Below are 15,150 nucleotides of genomic sequence, written 5' to 3' on the forward strand. Positions count from 1 at the left end.
GGGCCTAGACGAGCGAGTCGCGCCAGGCCGCGTGCAGCTGGGCGAACCGCCCGGTGCCGGCGATGAGGTCGGCGGGGGTGCCGTCCTCGACGATCTTCCCGTGCTCCATCACGAGCACCCGGTGCGCGATCGCGACGGTGGACAACCGGTGCGCGATGATCACCGCGGTACGGTCGGCGAGCAGGGTCTCCAGACCTTCTTGCACCAGTCGCTCCGAGGGGATGTCGAGTGACGCCGTGGCCTCGTCGAGGATGAGCACCTTCGGGTCCGCGATGAACGCCCGCGCGAACGAGAGCAGCTGCCGCTGGCCCGCCGAGACACGACCACCGCGCTTGTTCACGTCGGTGTCGTACCCGTCGGGCAGCGCCATGATGAACTCGTGCGCGCCGACGGCCTTGGCCGACGCCTCGATCTCCGCGCGCGACGCCCCGGGCTTGCCGAGCGCGATGTTGTCCGCGACGGTGCCGGAGAACAGGTACGCCTCCTGTGTGACCATGACGATCGCGCGGCGCATGTCCTTCGTGTCGAGGTCGCGCAGGTCCACACCGTCGAGCTTGACCGAGCCCTGGGTCGGGTCGTAGAAGCGCGCCATGAGCTTGGCGAGCGTCGACTTGCCCGCACCGGTGGACCCGACGAGGGCGATGGTCTGCCCCGCCGGGATGTGCAGGTCGAACTCCGGCAGCACGACCTTGCCCTTGTTGTAGGCGAAGACGACGTCGTCGAAGTCCATCTTCCCGGTGGCGTCCGCCAGACGGGTCGGCTTCACGGGGTCCGGCACGCTCGGCCGTTCCTCGAGGACGCCGGAGATCTTCTCCATCGCCGCCGAGGCCGACTGGTACCCGTTGTAGAACATCGCGAGTTCCTGCGCCGGGTCGAAGAACCGCTTGGCGTACAGCGCGACCGCGAGCAGCGCACCGACCTCCAGCGTCCCGCCGACGATCCGGAAGCCACCGACGATGACGACCGCGGCGAGCGTCGCGTTGCCGATGAGCACGAGCACCGGGTCGAAGGTCCCGAACAGGTTGAACACCTTCGTGTTCGCCACCCGGTAGTCCTCCACGAAGCCGCCGTACTCGTCACGGTTGCGGGACTCCTTGCGGAACGCCTGCACCGCGCGGATGCCCGTCATCGTCTCGACGAAGTGCACGATCACGCGCGCCGAGGTGACACGGGTGGAGCGGAACAGCGTCTGCGAGTTCGTCTGGAACCAGCGGATCAGGAACCAGAGCGGCACGAGCGACACCGCGAGCACGAGCCCGGACGTCGGGTCGAGCAGCACCAGGGCCACGGCGGTGAACACCATGTAGAGCACGCCCTGGATGAGCTGGTTCAGCCCGGAGTCGAGCAGTTCGCGGATCGAGTCGAGGTCACTCGTCTGGCGCGAGATGATCCGGCCCGACGTGTAGGTCTCGTGGAACTCGAGCGACAGCCGCTGCGTGTGCAGGAACACGCGCTTGCGCAGGTCGAACAGGATCGCCTGGCTGATCCGTGCCGCGAGCACCGTGTACCAGGCCGTCAACACCGCACCGAGGACGGCCACGACGATGTACGTCGCGACGACCCCGAACGCCGGCACCCAGTCGTTCTGGTCCATCACCGCGGGCAGGGCGTTGTCGATGCCCCACGCGATGAGCGCCGGACCAGCGACGGTGCCCGCGGTCGAGACCACGACCACGATGCCGAGCAGCACCAGCCGGAGCTTCAGCGGTGCGGCGAGGGACCCGAGCAGGGCGAGGGAGCGGCGCCGCAGGCGCTTGCTCTCGGCCTTCGTGAAGTCCTCACGCTCCTCGCCGCGCACGCCCATGGTGGTGATCGAGGCGGTGACGGGCGCGGCAGACTGCTCGTCCGGAGCTTCCTGCGGGACGGACGCCGTGCCTCCCGGCAGGTTCTGGTCGGTCTGCTGGCTCATGCCATCGCCTCCTGTCGTGCGGTCTGGTCGTCGTCGTCGAGCGACGAGATGACGTAGCGGTAGTGCTCGTTGGTGGCCATCAGGTCGTGGTGGGTCCCGACGGCCGTGACGACGCCGTTCTCCATCAGGGCGACCCGGTCGGCCAGCGTCACCGTCGACGGACGGTGCGCCACGATGAGCGACGTGGTCTCGGCGAGCACGCGGCGGAGGCCCGCCTCGACCCGCGCCTCGGTGTCGACGTCGAGGGCCGACAGCGGGTCGTCGAGCACCAGGACCGACGGTCGTGCTGCGATCGCACGGGCGAGCGCCAGGCGCTGGCGCTGCCCACCGGACAGCGACAGCCCCTCTTCACCGACCCGGGTGTCGACGCCGTCGGGCAGGTCGTCCACGAAGGACGCCTGCGCGATGTCGAGCGCCTCGCGCATCAGCGCCTCGGCCTCGTCACCGTGGACGTCCGGCCGACCCAGCAACACGTTCTCGCGCACCGTCGACGAGAACAGGGTGGCGTCCTCGAAGGCGACACCGACGTGGCGGCGCAGCTCCTCACGGGTGAGCTCACGGATGTCGACCCCGTCGATCGTCACCGAACCACCGGTCACGTCGTACAGGCGCGGGACGAGCGAGAGCAGCGTCGTCTTGCCGCAGCCGGTGAGCCCGACGAGCGCCATGGTCTCGCCCGGCTGCAGCTGCAGTTCGACGCCGTTGATCAGGTCCGGATACTGCGGTGCGGAGTCCTGGTAGCGGAAGTGCACGCCGTTGAACGACAGGGCGCCGTGCGGCTGGGCGATCGTCTTCGGGTGTTCCGGGTCCGTGATCGTGTTCTCGGAGTCCATCACCTCGAAGAAGCGGTCGACCGCGGTGCGGGTGTCGAACGTCATCGAGAGCAGGAACCCGATCGACTCGATCGGGAACCGCAGCACCGTCGCCGTCGCGAAGAACGCGAACAACTGGCCGACGGTGAGCTGCCCCTGCGATGCCAGGTAGATGCCCGCCAGCAGGCAGAGGGCGAACGCGACGTCCGGCACGAGCAGCAACCACAGCCAGATGCCCGCGATGGCCTTCGCCTTCTTGATCTCGGTGCCGCGCAGGGCCTCGGCCTGCTCGCTGAACTCCTCGAGCTTCGCGCCGCCACGACCGAAGGCCTTGAGCACGCGGATGCCGTGCACGGACTGCTCGACGCTCGTGGCGAGGTCACCGACCTGGTCCTGGCTGCGGCGGGCGACGGCGGAGTACCGGCGCTCGAACAGCAGGCCGTTGATCCACAGCGGGATCGAGGCGATCAGGAAGATCAGGCCGAGCATCCACCCGAAGGTGAAGAGCACGACGAAACCGACGACGATCGTCACGGCGTTGACCACGAGCAGGACGACACCGAACGCCAGCCAGCGGCGGATCAGGGACAGGTCCGACACGGAACGGGACAGCAGCTGCCCGGACTCCCAGCGGTCGTGGAACGCGACCGGCAGGTCCTGCAGCTTCGCGTAGAGCGAGTTGCGCATGCTCGTCTCGATGCGGGTCGAGGGACGCATCACCAGGCGGCGGCGCGAGGCGATGAAGAACGCCTCGAGCGCACCGAGGGCGAGTACCCCGAGCCCGGCGGGCCAGATCTGTGAGGAGTCGCGCGACGACAGCGGACCGTCGACGAGCCACTGCAGCACGTAGGGGATTGCGAGCGCCACGAGGGAGGCTCCCATCGCTGCGGCCATGCCGCCGATGAGGCGCCCCTTGTAGGGCTTCACGTAGGGGTAGATCCGCGCGATCGCACGGAAGGTGGACGGGCGCGCCGTGGTGGGCGACTTGGACATGCGTTGCGTCCTCATGCGTCTGCCGGGTCCCCGGGTCGCGCTGCGCGGTGCGTGCTCGCTGCTTGCTTGCTGCTTGCTTGCTGCTTGCTGCTTGCTTGCTTGCGTCGCGCGGCTTCGGCCTGGAGGCTCGGTGTGGCGTTGCGTGGTGATCATCGGCCGGGCGCGTGGTCGCGTCTCCGCCGTCACTCGCGTGACGTCGGTCGGGCCGGAGGCACCGAGGGACAATCGTCCCCCGGGTTCAGGCGGGTGGTTCGCGGACGCCGGTGGTGCTACGCCGCGGGGCCGTGGGAACGGCCCGACTCGACGGCGGCCGCGACGCGGGGTCGCGGTGCGATCGGGGATCGCCGTGCGGGAGCGGTCCCCACGACGGACACGAGACCTGCACGGGCGGCCGTCGCCACGGTTCCGGTCATGTTGTCCATCGTCACTCCAGTCGTCGTCTTCGTCACCGTTGTGTCCGCGGTGCCGCCGGTCCCGAGGGATCGTCGGCTGCCTGCCGCGGAGCCTTACAGACTATTCACAGTGACTCACGGCGCGCAATGGTTCGCCACCGATTGTTCACATCAGTGGAAGAAATGGCGCTCGCTCGTGAAGTACATCGTGACGCCGGCGGCCTTCGCCGCGGCGATGACCTCGTCGTCGCGGACGCTGCCACCGGGCTGCGCCACCGCACGGACACCGGCGTCGAGCAGCACCTGCAGGCCGTCGGCGAACGGGAAGAACGCGTCCGACGCCGCGACGCTGCCGGTCGCACGGTCACCCGCACGGTTCACGGCGAGGTGGCACGAGTCGACCCGGTTGACCTGGCCCATGCCGACGCCGACGCTCGCGCCCCGGTTCGCCAGCAGGATCGCGTTCGACTTCACCGAACGGCTCGCACGCCACGCGAAGGCCAGGTCGGCGAGGGTCTGCTCGTCCGCGGGCTCGCCGGCGACCAGGGTCCACGTGGCCTGGTCGAAGCCGGTGAAGCGGTCGGCGTCCTGCACCAGGAACCCGCCGGAGATCTGCTTGACCTCGCGGTCGGCGAGCGCGAAGTCGGCCGGCAGCGTGAGCAGGCGGATGTTCTTCTTGCGCGACAGGATCTCGAGGGCCTCGGGGTCGAACCCGGGGGCGACGACCACCTCGGTGAAGATGTCCTTCACGGTCTCGGCCATGGCCACGGTGACCGGGCGGTTCGCGGCGATGACACCGCCGAACGCCGAGAGCGGATCGCAGGCGTGTGCTGCGGCGTGGGCCGAGGCGATGGGGTCGGCGGCGTCGGACGGGGCGATCGCGATGCCGCACGGGTTGGCGTGCTTGATGATCGCGACGGCGGGCTCGTCGAAGTCGAAGGCCGCACGGACCGCTGCGTCGGCGTCGACGTAGTTGTTGTACGACATCTCCTTGCCGTGCAGCTGCGTCGCCTGGGCGATGCCGGTGCCGTCCGTCGACGTGTAGAGCGCCGCGGCCTGGTGCGCGTTCTCGCCGTAGCGCAGGGTCGCCGACAGCTCGGCACCGAAGGACAGGTGTTCGTCGAAGGTACCCGGGGTCCGGATGTCGCCGGCGGTCGTCGGGGCTGCGGCGGCGGTGACGACGTCGCTCGCGAAGTAGGACGCCACCGCGGTGTCGTAGGCGGCGGTGTGCGCGAAGGCCTGGGCGGCGAGGCGCTTCCGGAGCTCGAGCGTGGTGCCGCCGGCACGCACGGCCTCGACGACCTCGGGGTAGGACGCCGGGGACACGACGATCGCCACGTTCGGGTGGTTCTTCGCCGACGCACGGACCATCGCCGGGCCGCCGATGTCGACGTTCTCGACCACGGTCGCGGTGTCGGCACCCGACGCCACGGTCTCGACGAACGGGTAGAGGTTCACGACGACGAGCTCGAACGGCGCGATGTCGAGGTCGGCGAGCTGCTGCTCGTGCGACTCGAGCCGCAGGTCGGCGAGCAGGCCGGCGTGCACCGACGGGTGCAGGGTCTTCACCCGGCCGTCGAGCGACTCGGGGAACCCGGTGACGCTCGCGACGTCAGTCACGGCGTACCCGGCGTCGCGGATGGTCTGCGCGGTGGAGCCGGTCGACACGATCTCGACCCCGGAGTCGGCCAGGGCGCCGGCGAGCTCGAGCAGGCCGGACTTGTCGCTCACCGAGATCAGTGCACGGCGGACCGGGACCACGTCACGGTCGCGGTAGAGGCTGGGGTCGGCTGCGTGCACGCTCATGCGCTCGGGGTGCCCTTCAGGTCGGTGGTGCCGTTGGCGATGTCGAGGATGGTCTGGATGAGCAGGCGGCGCTCGACCGGCTTGATGCGGTCGTGCAGCGTCGACTCGGTGTCGCCCGGCAGCACCGGGATGCGTTCCTGGGCGAGGATCGGGCCCGTGTCGACGCCGTCGTCGACCGCGATCACGCTCGCACCGGTCTCGGTGACGCCGGCGGCGAGGGCGTCCCGCACGCCGTGGGCACCGGGGAACTCGGGCAGGTAGGCCGGGTGGGTGTTGATGATCCCCGGGGCGAACTCGGACACCACGGCCGGGGGCAGCAGGCGCATGAGGCCGGAGAGCACGAGCAGGTCGGGCGACCACGGGCGGATCTGCTCCGCCAGGGCCTGGCCCCACTCGGCGCGCGAGTCGTAGCGGGTGAACGGCACCGTGAAGGTCGGGATCGAGAACTCCTCGCCCAGGCCGAGGCCCTCGGCGTCACGGTCGGCACCGATGGCGACGACACGGGCGGGGTACTCGGCGTCGAAGGTCGCTTCGAGCAGGGCTCGGAGGTTCGACCCGGTACCGGAGATCAGGACGACCAGTTCGAGCACGGCACCAACCCTACCGGCAGGCACGGACCCGACGGGCGCTGTTACCGGTCGTCCTTCGGCTGCCGCCACCAGGGCAGCTCGTCCTCGGGGATCTGGTCGGTGACGTCCCACTTCGCCAGGCGGGACGGCTCCGCCGGCTTCGAGGCGGACGCTCGGGTGTCGGGCGCGACGTCCACGTGGTCCGCCTCGGCCGTCACGTCCACGTCGTCGCGGCCGGCGACGAACTCCTCGGTGCTCCACGGGAACGCGGGCTGGGCGTCGGTGGGCACCGGGGTGGGTGCAGCTGCCGGGGCGGGCGCTGCGGGCCGCTCGGAGCTGGGTCGCTCGGGGCTGAGCTGCTGCGGTTCGGCGTCGGACCCCGTCACGCGGTCGCGGAGCTCGCCAGCCCGGCCGCGGATGCCGTCGGCAGCGCCCGCGAGACGGTCGCGGAGACCACCGAGCGCCGCACGCCCGGCACTCCGGCGCGGCGGCCCGGGCTCGGCGGCCAGGCGTTCGGAAGCCACGGCGTCGGTCTTCGCCCAGTCGGGGAGTTCGACGTCGTGCTCGATGTCGCCAGCGCGCGGTGCGACGGACGGGGGTGTGGGTGCGGGCCGTTCGGGTGCCGGGTCCGCTTCGGCGGGCTCGTCGGTGACCGGCTCGGTGCCGATCGGCTCGGTCACGTGCTCGGTCGCTGCGCGGGATCGTGCAGCGGTTGACCCGTCGTGGGACTCCTCGACCACGAAGCGGTGCACGTCGGTGGTGCGCCCGGCCCCGGCCTGGTCGAGTGCGGCGAGCAGGGACCCCTCGCCGACGTCGACCCCGTCGCGCGCCGTGTCGTCGTCGTCGACCTCGGTCCACCGCTCGCGCGTCCAGCCGCGGTCCGGCAGCCGGACGAGGTCGCTGCCCGCGGCGAGGGCGATGATCGCCGGCAGGCCGACCTCGAGCGCGGCGAACCCACCGACCGCGAGGGCGTTCGGGCCGACGTCGGACAGGCGCCCGGGGCCGAACGAGCCGGACGACACCCAGGCGATCAGCCCGGTGAGCACGCCCGCGACGAGTCCTGCCGCGACGCCACCGAGCGCCCGGTGCAGCGCGGAGTCGGCAGCGCCCAGTGCCCGCACCAGCCGCGGCCGCATCGACCCGCCGACCGCGAACCCGGCGATGACCGGCACGAGGATCCAGACGAGCCCGAAGGTGTGCCCCGAGGTCGGCAGCGCGCCGAAGACCGGCAGACCGGGGATGGGGCCCAGGGTTGTCGCGATCGGGGACACGCTCGACCCGGTGCCGATCGCGAAACCGGGGCCGATCAGCCACGAGGTCGCCCACCCGACGAAGTCCGGCAGGAACGCGAGCTGCCCGACGGTGAGCGCGATCCCGCCGATGACGCCGGCGTGCGACTGCTCGTAGAGGGTGATGACCTCGGCGAACGAGGTGAAGAGGAGCAGGCCGACCAGCACCGCGGCGACCCCGACGACCACGGCGGTCGCGGCGGTCCCGGCGCGCAGACCGAACGTGGCGACGGCACGCCAGACCGCCGGGACGCGGTCGAGCAGGTCGATGACCCGCTGGGTCCCGGCGTCGGCCGGCATGCCGCGGCGACGCCGGCAGACCTCGGAGGTCACGAGTGCCGGGATCCCGAACCAGAGTGCTGGCAGCACCACGGCCTGCCAGATGGTCGGGCGGGTGGCGGCGGACGTCGACGACAGGGCGACGGCCAGGCCGAGGACCGCGACGACCGCGGTGCCGACCAGGAGCCCGGTGGTGCGGTGCTCGGTCTCCGCGAACCGACGACCGGCGCGGGCACCGAGCCAGGCGGTGACGACCGCGAACCCGAGCGCGGCGAGGGTCACGTGGATGGGATCGGCGGCGCCGCTGACCCCGGTGCTCTTCGCCAGGGCGGACCCGAGCAGGAACGAGACGTCGACGCCGTGGCCGACGAGCCAGACGCTGCCGGTGGCCTTCCAGAAGACGTCCCAGTCGACCTGCAGGCCGTACTCGAACCCCCAGAGCAGCGTCAGGGGCACGAGGGCGATCCCGATGCCGACGCCGACCGTCACGACCGCCTCGATCGCGGCGAGCAGAGCGGTTCCCAGGCGGTTCATCGCAGCGAGGATACGTGCCCCTCGCGCGGGCACCCTGGAGCCGCGCGGCTGCCGACGCAAAACACCGGTGTTCGCAGGACGAACACGCGCAGGACGCGGTTCAATCGACGAACACCGGTGTTTTGCGGGACGGACGAACCGCTAGCGAGCGGCGACGACCTCGCGCAGCAGCGCGGCGGTCTCGGACGGCGTCTTGCCGACCTTGACCCCGGCGGCCTCGAGCGCCTGCTTCTTCGCCTCGGCCGTGCCGGCCGAACCGGACACGATCGCGCCGGCGTGGCCCATCGTCTTGCCCTCGGGAGCGGTGAAGCCCGCGACGTAACCGACGACGGGCTTGGTGACGTGCGCCTTGATGAACTCGGCGGCACGCTCTTCCGCGTCGCCACCGATCTCACCGATCATCACGATGGCCTCGGTCTCCGGGTCGGCCTCGAACGCGGCGAGCGCGTCGATGTGCGTCGTGCCGATGACCGGGTCGCCGCCGATGCCGATGGCGGTCGAGAAGCCCAGGTCACGGAGCTCGTACATCATCTGGTAGGTCAGGGTGCCGGACTTCGAGACGAGTCCGATCGGGCCCTTGCCGGTGATCGTCGCCGGGGTGATGCCGACGAGCGACTCCCCCGGGGTGATGATGCCGGGGCAGTTCGGGCCGATGATCCGGGTCGCGCCGCCCTTCGCCTTGGCGTGCGCCCAGAACTCGGCCGAGTCCTGCACGGGGATGCCCTCGGTGATGACGACGACGAGCGGGATCTCGGCGTCGATGGCCTCGAGCACGGCGTCCTTCGCGAAGGCCGGCGGGACGAAGACGATCGAGACGTCGGCACCGGTGGTGTCGATGGCCTCGCGGACGGTGCCGAAGACCGGCAGCGACACGTCGCCGTGGGTGACGGTGGTGCCGGCCTTGCGGGCGTTGACACCGCCGACGACGTTCGTACCGGCCTTGAGCATCAGGGCGGTGTGCTTCGTGCCCTCGCCACCGGTGATGCCCTGGACGATGACCTTGGAGTCCTTGTTGAGGAAGATCGACATGGTCAGTCCCTTCAGGCCGCTGCGGCGGCGAGTTCGGCGGCCTTCTCGGCCGCATCGTCCATGGTCGCGGCGACGGTGATGAGCGGGTGCGCTGCCTCCGCCAGGATCCGGCGACCCTCTTCCACGTTGTTGCCGTCGAGGCGCACGACGAGCGGCTTGGTGGCCGCGTCGCCGAGGATGCCGAGCGCGGCGACGATGCCGTTCGCGACGGCGTCGCAGGCGGTGATGCCGCCGAAGACGTTCACGAAGACGCTCTTCACCTGCGGGTCACCGAGGATGACGTCGAGGCCGTTGGCCATCACCTCGGCCGAAGCACCGCCGCCGATGTCGAGGAAGTTGGCGGGCTTCACGCCGCCGTGGCGCTCACCGGCGTAGGCGACGACGTCGAGCGTCGACATGACGAGCCCCGCGCCGTTGCCGATGACGCCGACCTGGCCGTCGAGCTTGACGTAGTTCAGCCCGTGGGCCTTCGCCTTGGCCTCGAGCGGGTCCTCGCTGGCGGTGTCCTCGAGCTGCTTGTGGCCCTCGTGCCGGAAGTCGGCGTTCTCGTCGAGCGAGACCTTGCCGTCGAGTGCCAGGATCTGGCCGTCGCCGGTGCGGACGAGCGGGTTCACCTCGACGAGGGTCGCGTCCTCGCCCTTGTAGACGTCGTAGAGCTTCACGAAGACGTCGGCGACCTGATCGCGGAGCGACTCCGGGAAGTTCGCCTGCGTGGCGATCTCGAGCGCGGCTGCCTTGTCGATGCCCGTCAGCGGGTCGACCTCGACGCGGGCGAGCGCCTCGGGCTTCTCGACGGCGAGCTGCTCGATCTCCATGCCGCCCTCGACGCTGGTGAGCGAGAGGTAGGAGCGGTTCGCGCGGTCGAGCAGCACGGAGAAGTAGAACTCCTCGGCGATGTCGGCGCCCTGGGCGACCATGACGCGCTGGACCGTGTGGCCCTTGATGTCGAGGCCGAGGATGGCCTGCGCGTGCTCGAACGCCTCGTCCGGGGTCTTCGCGACCTTGACGCCACCGGCCTTGCCGCGACCGCCGACCTTCACCTGCGCCTTGACGACCACGACGCCACCGATCTTCTCGGCCGCCGCCTTCGCCTGCTCGGGGGTGTCGGCGATGATCCCCTGCAACACGGGGACGCCGTAGGACTCGAAGAGGTCCCTGGCCTGATACTCGAAAAGATCCACGCTGTTCTTCTTCCCGCACGGTTCGTGCGATCGGCATCGGTTTCCCGGTCGCGCTCTCCACATCGAGGGTCGCTCGATGTCGAGACAACGGCCGCCACGCAGCCTAGCGCTGCTCGGTGGACGGCCGGTGCAGGCTGGTGCAACCGGGCGCCGGAAGCCGCATCAGCCGTTGCGCGCATCGCCGCGAAGGGTTCCAGGATCTGCTCGGCACGGTGGATCGGTGAAGCCTGCACTCCGTACCCGCGCCACCGAGGTCTTCGGCTGGGAGCTCCGTCCCGACCAGGAATCCGTCATCGACGCCGTGCTGGACGGCCGCGACGCCCTCGCCGTCATGCCGACCGGATCGGGCAAGTCCGCCATCTACCAGGTCGCCGGCCTCGGGCTGGACGGCCTCGTCGTGGTCGTCTCCCCACTCGTCGCGCTGCAGGAGGACCAGGTGGTCGGGCTCGAGCACCATCCGGACGCACCCCGCGCCGTCGCCCTGAACGCCACGAAGAAGGCACGGGACGTCGCCGATGCGTGGGACGCCGTCGCCGGGGGTGCAGCCGGCTACGTGTTCCTGGCGCCCGAGCAGCTCGTGAAGGACGACGTGCTCGAGCGGCTCCGCGACGCCGGGGTCGCGCTGGTCGCCGTCGACGAGGCCCACTGCATCTCGTCCTGGGGCCACGACTTCCGACCGGACTACCTGGCGCTCGGCGAGGTCACGGAGCGTCTCGGCCGCCCGCCGGTGCTCGCCCTGACCGCGACGGGCTCCGCTCCGGTGCGGGACGACATCGTCGAGCGGCTCGGCATGCGCGACCCGTTCGTGCTCGCCTCGGGGTTCGACCGTCCCGGCATCCGGCTCGAGGTGGTCCGGCACGCCGAGGACACCGAGAAGCGCCGGGCCGTGGTCGACCAGGTCGCCGAGCTCGACGGACCCACGGTCGTCTACGTCGCCACCCGCGCGGCGACGACCGAGTACGCCGACGCCCTCGCAGCCCGCGGTCGCCGGGCCCAGCCGTACCACGCCGGCATGCGGGTGGCGGAGCGCGAGGCCGTGCACACCGGGTTCCTCGACGGCGACGTCGACGTGGTGGTCGCGACGAGTGCGTTCGGCATGGGCATCGACAAACCCGACGTCCGGAACGTCGTGCACGCCGACGTCCCCGAGTCGATCGACGCCTACTACCAGGAGATCGGGCGGGCCGGGCGGGATGCCGAACCGGCCGGCGCCACCCTGCACTACCGCGCCGAGGACTTCGGCCTGCGCACCTTCTTCGCCTCCGGATCGCCACGACCGGCATCGGTCCGGGCCGTGTTCGACGCGGTCCCGGCGACCGGCTCCATCGCGCGGTCCGCCCTCGTGCAGGCGTCTGGTCTGTCCGCCCGGACCGCCGGTCGTGCCCTCAACGCCCTGCTCGACGCCGGCGCGCTGCGGGACGACGTCGACGGTGTCGCCCGGGTGCCGGACGGCCCGCAGGACGCGGACCACGCGGCGCGCGCCACCGCCGACCGAGCGGCCGAGCGGGAACGGGTCGAGGAGTCCCGCATCGCGATGATGCGGCAGCTCGCCGAGACGAACGGGTGCCGACGGCAGTTCCTGCTCGGCTACTTCGGCGACGAGCTGCCGGAACCGTGCGGCAACTGCGACACCTGTTCCTCCGGCACCGCCCACGACGCCTCCACCCACGTGGCCGACGGCGCGAACGACGACGCCTGGCCGCCGGACGCCCGGGTCGAGCACGCCGAGTGGGGCACGGGCGTGGTGATGAGCACCGAGGAAGACCGCATCACCGTGTTCTTCGAGTCCGCCGGGTACCGCACCCTGGCACTCGCCGACGTCGAGCAGCGCGACCTGCTCGAACGCGTCTGACCGCGGCGCGGACGAAGCGCGCCGGCCAGCGCACCGGCGCAGCCGGCCCGGGCGGGGAAGGCGCGGTCGCTCGACCACCCGTCGGCGACCGCGCTCCACTCCCCCGAGCATCGGCGATGCTGCCGGGGCGGTGTGACCGGGAGGTGACGCCCGGGTGAACACGACACGAAACCGGACAGTCGCCAAGCACCGACGGGTAGGCAGGAAGCCCGCTACGGAAAGGAACCACCATGAGTGACCCCGGCATCAGCCCCGTCGACGGCTTCGACGCCCACCAGCGTCGTGACGACGACATCGACCGTGAGCACGTCGGCCCGTACGAGGTGGACGAGGCCGAGGAGTCCCTCGAGACGGTGACGAACGACGCGGTCGCCGGCGAGACGGTGGAGCCGCAGCCCGGTGACGGCACCGACGACGGTCCGACCGGCGGTTCCCCGCGCGAGGGCTCGCCCGACCTGTGGGAGCACGAGAACGAGCAGGACGAGGACCGCGCCGACCTGGGCAACGACCTCGGCACGAAGCCGCTCTGACCCTCCCCGCGACCAGGCTCATCCGGAACACGGCTCGGTAGCATCGGGCCGTGTTCCGACGAGTCCGCGCCAGCGTCCGCAGCATGCCCTCGGCAGCGCGCCTGCTGGCGGTCGCGGCGATGCTCCTGGTCGCGGCCTCGGCACACCTCGCCGCCCGCTCCGAGCCCGGTGGCCGCTGGGTCCCGCTCCTGGTCGTCGGCGTCATCGGAGCCGTCGTCACCGGCTCGCCGACCCGCCTCTGGCCGCTCCCGGCGATCTGGCTCGTCGCGACGCTCCTCGCCCTGACCGGTGACGCACCGGTCGATGCCTCGTACGCACTGGTCGCCCTGGTTCTGGGCGCAGTCGCGCTCCTCGCGGCGATCGCCGTGGACCTGTGGCCCGTCCTGCGGGCGCGACGCCGACGGGGTGCGGCGTGACCACCCCACGGCCTGGAGGCGCGGCACACGACCCGCGCCGTGCCTCCCGTCCGCCTGCTGGGCGCGTCCACGACCGTCGCCTGCGTCGCTTCCTCGCCGACAGCACGCCCGTGGCCGCGGGCGGCCGCGCCATCCTGCTGCAGATCGCCGACCCGGTCGTCGCGGCCGGTGTCCGGCGGCACTCGGACTTCGCCCGGCGCCCCCAGCAGCGGCTCGCCCACACCCTGATGTTCATCTACGCCGTCGTCGTCGGCACGGAATCCGACTCGGCGACCGCAGCGGGCTTCGTCAACCGTGCGCACCGGCCCGTCGCCGGCGCCGACGACGTCGACCGGCAGCTCTGGGTGGCCGCGACCCTGTTCGACTCGGCCCGGCAGGCGCACGACCTGTTCGGCACACGCGTCTCCGCGGACCGCGCCGCACAGGTGCTCGCGGCCTACGCCCCGATCGCGACCGCGCTGCGGGTGCCGGCGGAGCGCTGGCCGGCCTCGGTGGCGGCGTTCGACCGGTACTGGCAGCAGACGCTGGACGGGCTCGAGGTCACCGACGACGCCCGTGGGGTCGTCCGTGACCTGCTGCACCCGCGGTTCGCGCCGCTGTGGGTGCGGTCGGTGATGCCCCTGGTGCGCATCGTGACGGTGGGGATGCTGCCGGAGCGGGTGCGCACGGCGTACGGCTTCGCGTGGGGGCCGCGGGAGGAACGGCGTTTCCGGCGCACCGTCCGGGTGGTGGCCAGGGTGCGGGCACTGGTGCCGGGGGTGCTGCTGCGGGTGCCGGGGGTGCTGCTGCTGCGGGCGATGCGGCGGACCGCTCGGCGGTACGCGGTGTGACCCGCCTCGGCGCGGACACCGGACTTCCTGGGCGTCGACGACCTGCGCACGGTTGGGTGGGTCCATGTCCTCTGCTCCGCTCTCCGGTGACGACTCCCTGCACCTGCCCGAGTTCGACAGCCCGCCGGCGTCTCCGCTCGACCTCGCTCGCGAGTGGCTGACCGCAGCGGAGGACCGGGAGGTCTCCGAGCCGTTGTCGATGACCCTCGCCACGGCCGGTGCCGACGGCCGCGTGTCCGCTCGCACCGTCGACGTGAAGCGCATCGAGGCGGACGGACTGGTCTTCGGCACGTCGGAGGACAGTCCGAAGGGCCGGCAGCTCGCCGAGAACCCGCACGCGGCCCTGCAGGCGTACTGGCGCGAGACGATGCAGCAGCTCCGGTTCGAGGGCCACGTCGTCCGGCTGTCGGACGCCGAGTCCGACGCCCTGTTCGCCGACCGCTCCCCGAAGTCACGCGCCGCGACGGCCATCGCCGATCAGTCGGCCGTGCTCGAACCGCGGACCTTGCAGGACCTGATCGACGACGCGAACGACCTGCTCGACGAGTCCGGCGACGACGTCCCCCGCCCGGCACGGTGGGTCGCCTGGCGTCTCGAGCCCGACATCGTGGAGTTCTGGCACGGCAGCCGTGACCGGATGCACCGACGGCTGCAGTACGCCCTCGCCGAGGGAGCCTGGACGGCCACCCGCCTCCAGCCGTAGCCCCGCACCTGCCGGTGCCCGACGCC

The 15,150-nt window shown here is 71.5% G+C and carries 12 protein-coding genes; 5 read left to right on the forward strand and 7 right to left on the reverse strand.

The window, feature by feature from the left end:
* Positions 1 to 4: 4 nt before the first annotated feature.
* The 7 genes from KK097_RS00210 to sucC form a co-directional block, all read right to left on the reverse strand.
* A complete protein-coding gene (locus KK097_RS00210) occupies positions 5 to 1,804 on the reverse strand; it encodes an ABC transporter ATP-binding protein (RefSeq protein WP_214543476.1) in 1,800 nt (599 codons plus the stop codon).
* A gap of 101 nt (positions 1,805 to 1,905) precedes the next feature.
* The gene (locus KK097_RS00215) at positions 1,906 to 3,714 is read right to left on the reverse strand and encodes an ABC transporter ATP-binding protein (protein WP_214543319.1); all 1,809 of its coding nucleotides are present in this window, start codon (positions 3,712 to 3,714) and stop codon (positions 1,906 to 1,908) included.
* Between the two features lie 563 nt (positions 3,715 to 4,277).
* Positions 4,278 to 5,912 carry a bifunctional phosphoribosylaminoimidazolecarboxamide formyltransferase/IMP cyclohydrolase gene (gene purH / locus KK097_RS00220; RefSeq protein WP_214543320.1) on the reverse strand — a complete coding sequence of 545 codons (1,635 nt, stop codon included), beginning with the start codon at positions 5,910 to 5,912 and terminating at the stop codon, positions 4,278 to 4,280.
* On the reverse strand, positions 5,909 to 6,502 hold the full coding sequence (gene purN / locus KK097_RS00225; RefSeq protein ID WP_071404669.1) for a phosphoribosylglycinamide formyltransferase: 594 nt from the start codon (positions 6,500 to 6,502) through the stop codon (positions 5,909 to 5,911). Before purN ends, purH begins: the two co-directional genes overlap by 4 nt.
* A gap of 41 nt (positions 6,503 to 6,543) precedes the next feature.
* On the reverse strand, positions 6,544 to 8,583 hold the full coding sequence (locus KK097_RS00230) for a cell division protein PerM (RefSeq protein ID WP_214543321.1): 2,040 nt from the start codon (positions 8,581 to 8,583) through the stop codon (positions 6,544 to 6,546).
* A gap of 141 nt (positions 8,584 to 8,724) precedes the next feature.
* The gene (gene sucD, locus KK097_RS00235) at positions 8,725 to 9,612 is read right to left on the reverse strand and encodes a succinate--CoA ligase subunit alpha (RefSeq protein WP_214543322.1); all 888 of its coding nucleotides are present in this window, start codon (positions 9,610 to 9,612) and stop codon (positions 8,725 to 8,727) included.
* A gap of 11 nt (positions 9,613 to 9,623) precedes the next feature.
* Complete coding sequence (sucC, locus tag KK097_RS00240; RefSeq protein WP_214543323.1) at positions 9,624 to 10,793, reverse strand: ADP-forming succinate--CoA ligase subunit beta; 1,170 nt, start codon at positions 10,791 to 10,793, stop codon at positions 9,624 to 9,626.
* Between the two features lie 220 nt (positions 10,794 to 11,013).
* Between sucC and KK097_RS00245 the strand changes: the two genes are divergently transcribed.
* From KK097_RS00245 to KK097_RS00265, 5 genes are all read left to right on the forward strand, one after another.
* A complete protein-coding gene (locus tag KK097_RS00245; protein ID WP_214543324.1) occupies positions 11,014 to 12,645 on the forward strand; it encodes a RecQ family ATP-dependent DNA helicase in 1,632 nt (543 codons plus the stop codon).
* A 230-nt stretch (positions 12,646 to 12,875) separates the two neighbouring features.
* A complete protein-coding gene (locus tag KK097_RS00250; RefSeq protein ID WP_214529345.1) occupies positions 12,876 to 13,175 on the forward strand; it encodes a hypothetical protein in 300 nt (99 codons plus the stop codon).
* A 50-nt stretch (positions 13,176 to 13,225) separates the two neighbouring features.
* Positions 13,226 to 13,591 carry a hypothetical protein gene (locus KK097_RS00255; RefSeq protein WP_214529346.1) on the forward strand — a complete coding sequence of 122 codons (366 nt, stop codon included), beginning with the start codon at positions 13,226 to 13,228 and terminating at the stop codon, positions 13,589 to 13,591.
* Positions 13,588 to 14,421, forward strand: coding sequence for an oxygenase MpaB family protein (locus tag KK097_RS00260; protein WP_214543325.1), 834 nt, complete (start codon positions 13,588 to 13,590; stop codon positions 14,419 to 14,421). The genes KK097_RS00255 and KK097_RS00260 overlap by 4 nt, the downstream gene beginning before the upstream one ends.
* 64 nt (positions 14,422 to 14,485) lie before the next feature.
* A complete protein-coding gene (locus tag KK097_RS00265) occupies positions 14,486 to 15,124 on the forward strand; it encodes a pyridoxine/pyridoxamine 5'-phosphate oxidase (RefSeq protein WP_214529350.1) in 639 nt (212 codons plus the stop codon).
* Positions 15,125 to 15,150 lie beyond the last annotated feature (26 nt).

The organism is Curtobacterium flaccumfaciens (assembly GCF_018598405.1).
Taxonomy (GTDB): domain Bacteria; phylum Actinomycetota; class Actinomycetes; order Actinomycetales; family Microbacteriaceae; genus Curtobacterium; species Curtobacterium aurantiacum.

Bases quoted from the DNA above. Each gene is read 5' to 3' on its own strand.
- KK097_RS00210 (WP_214543476.1), bottom strand. From the start codon at position 1,804: ATGGGCGTGCGCGGCGAGGAGCGTGAGGACTTCACGAAGGCCGAGAGC.
- KK097_RS00215 (WP_214543319.1), bottom strand. From the start codon at position 3,714: ATGTCCAAGTCGCCCACCACGGCGCGCCCGTCCACCTTCCGTGCGATC.
- purH (WP_214543320.1), bottom strand. From the start codon at position 5,912: ATGAGCGTGCACGCAGCCGACCCCAGCCTCTACCGCGACCGTGACGTG.
- KK097_RS00230 (WP_214543321.1), bottom strand. From the start codon at position 8,583: ATGAACCGCCTGGGAACCGCTCTGCTCGCCGCGATCGAGGCGGTCGTG.
- sucD (WP_214543322.1), bottom strand. From the start codon at position 9,612: ATGTCGATCTTCCTCAACAAGGACTCCAAGGTCATCGTCCAGGGCATC.
- KK097_RS00250 (WP_214529345.1), top strand. From the start codon at position 12,876: ATGAGTGACCCCGGCATCAGCCCCGTCGACGGCTTCGACGCCCACCAG.
- KK097_RS00265 (WP_214529350.1), top strand. From the start codon at position 14,486: ATGTCCTCTGCTCCGCTCTCCGGTGACGACTCCCTGCACCTGCCCGAG.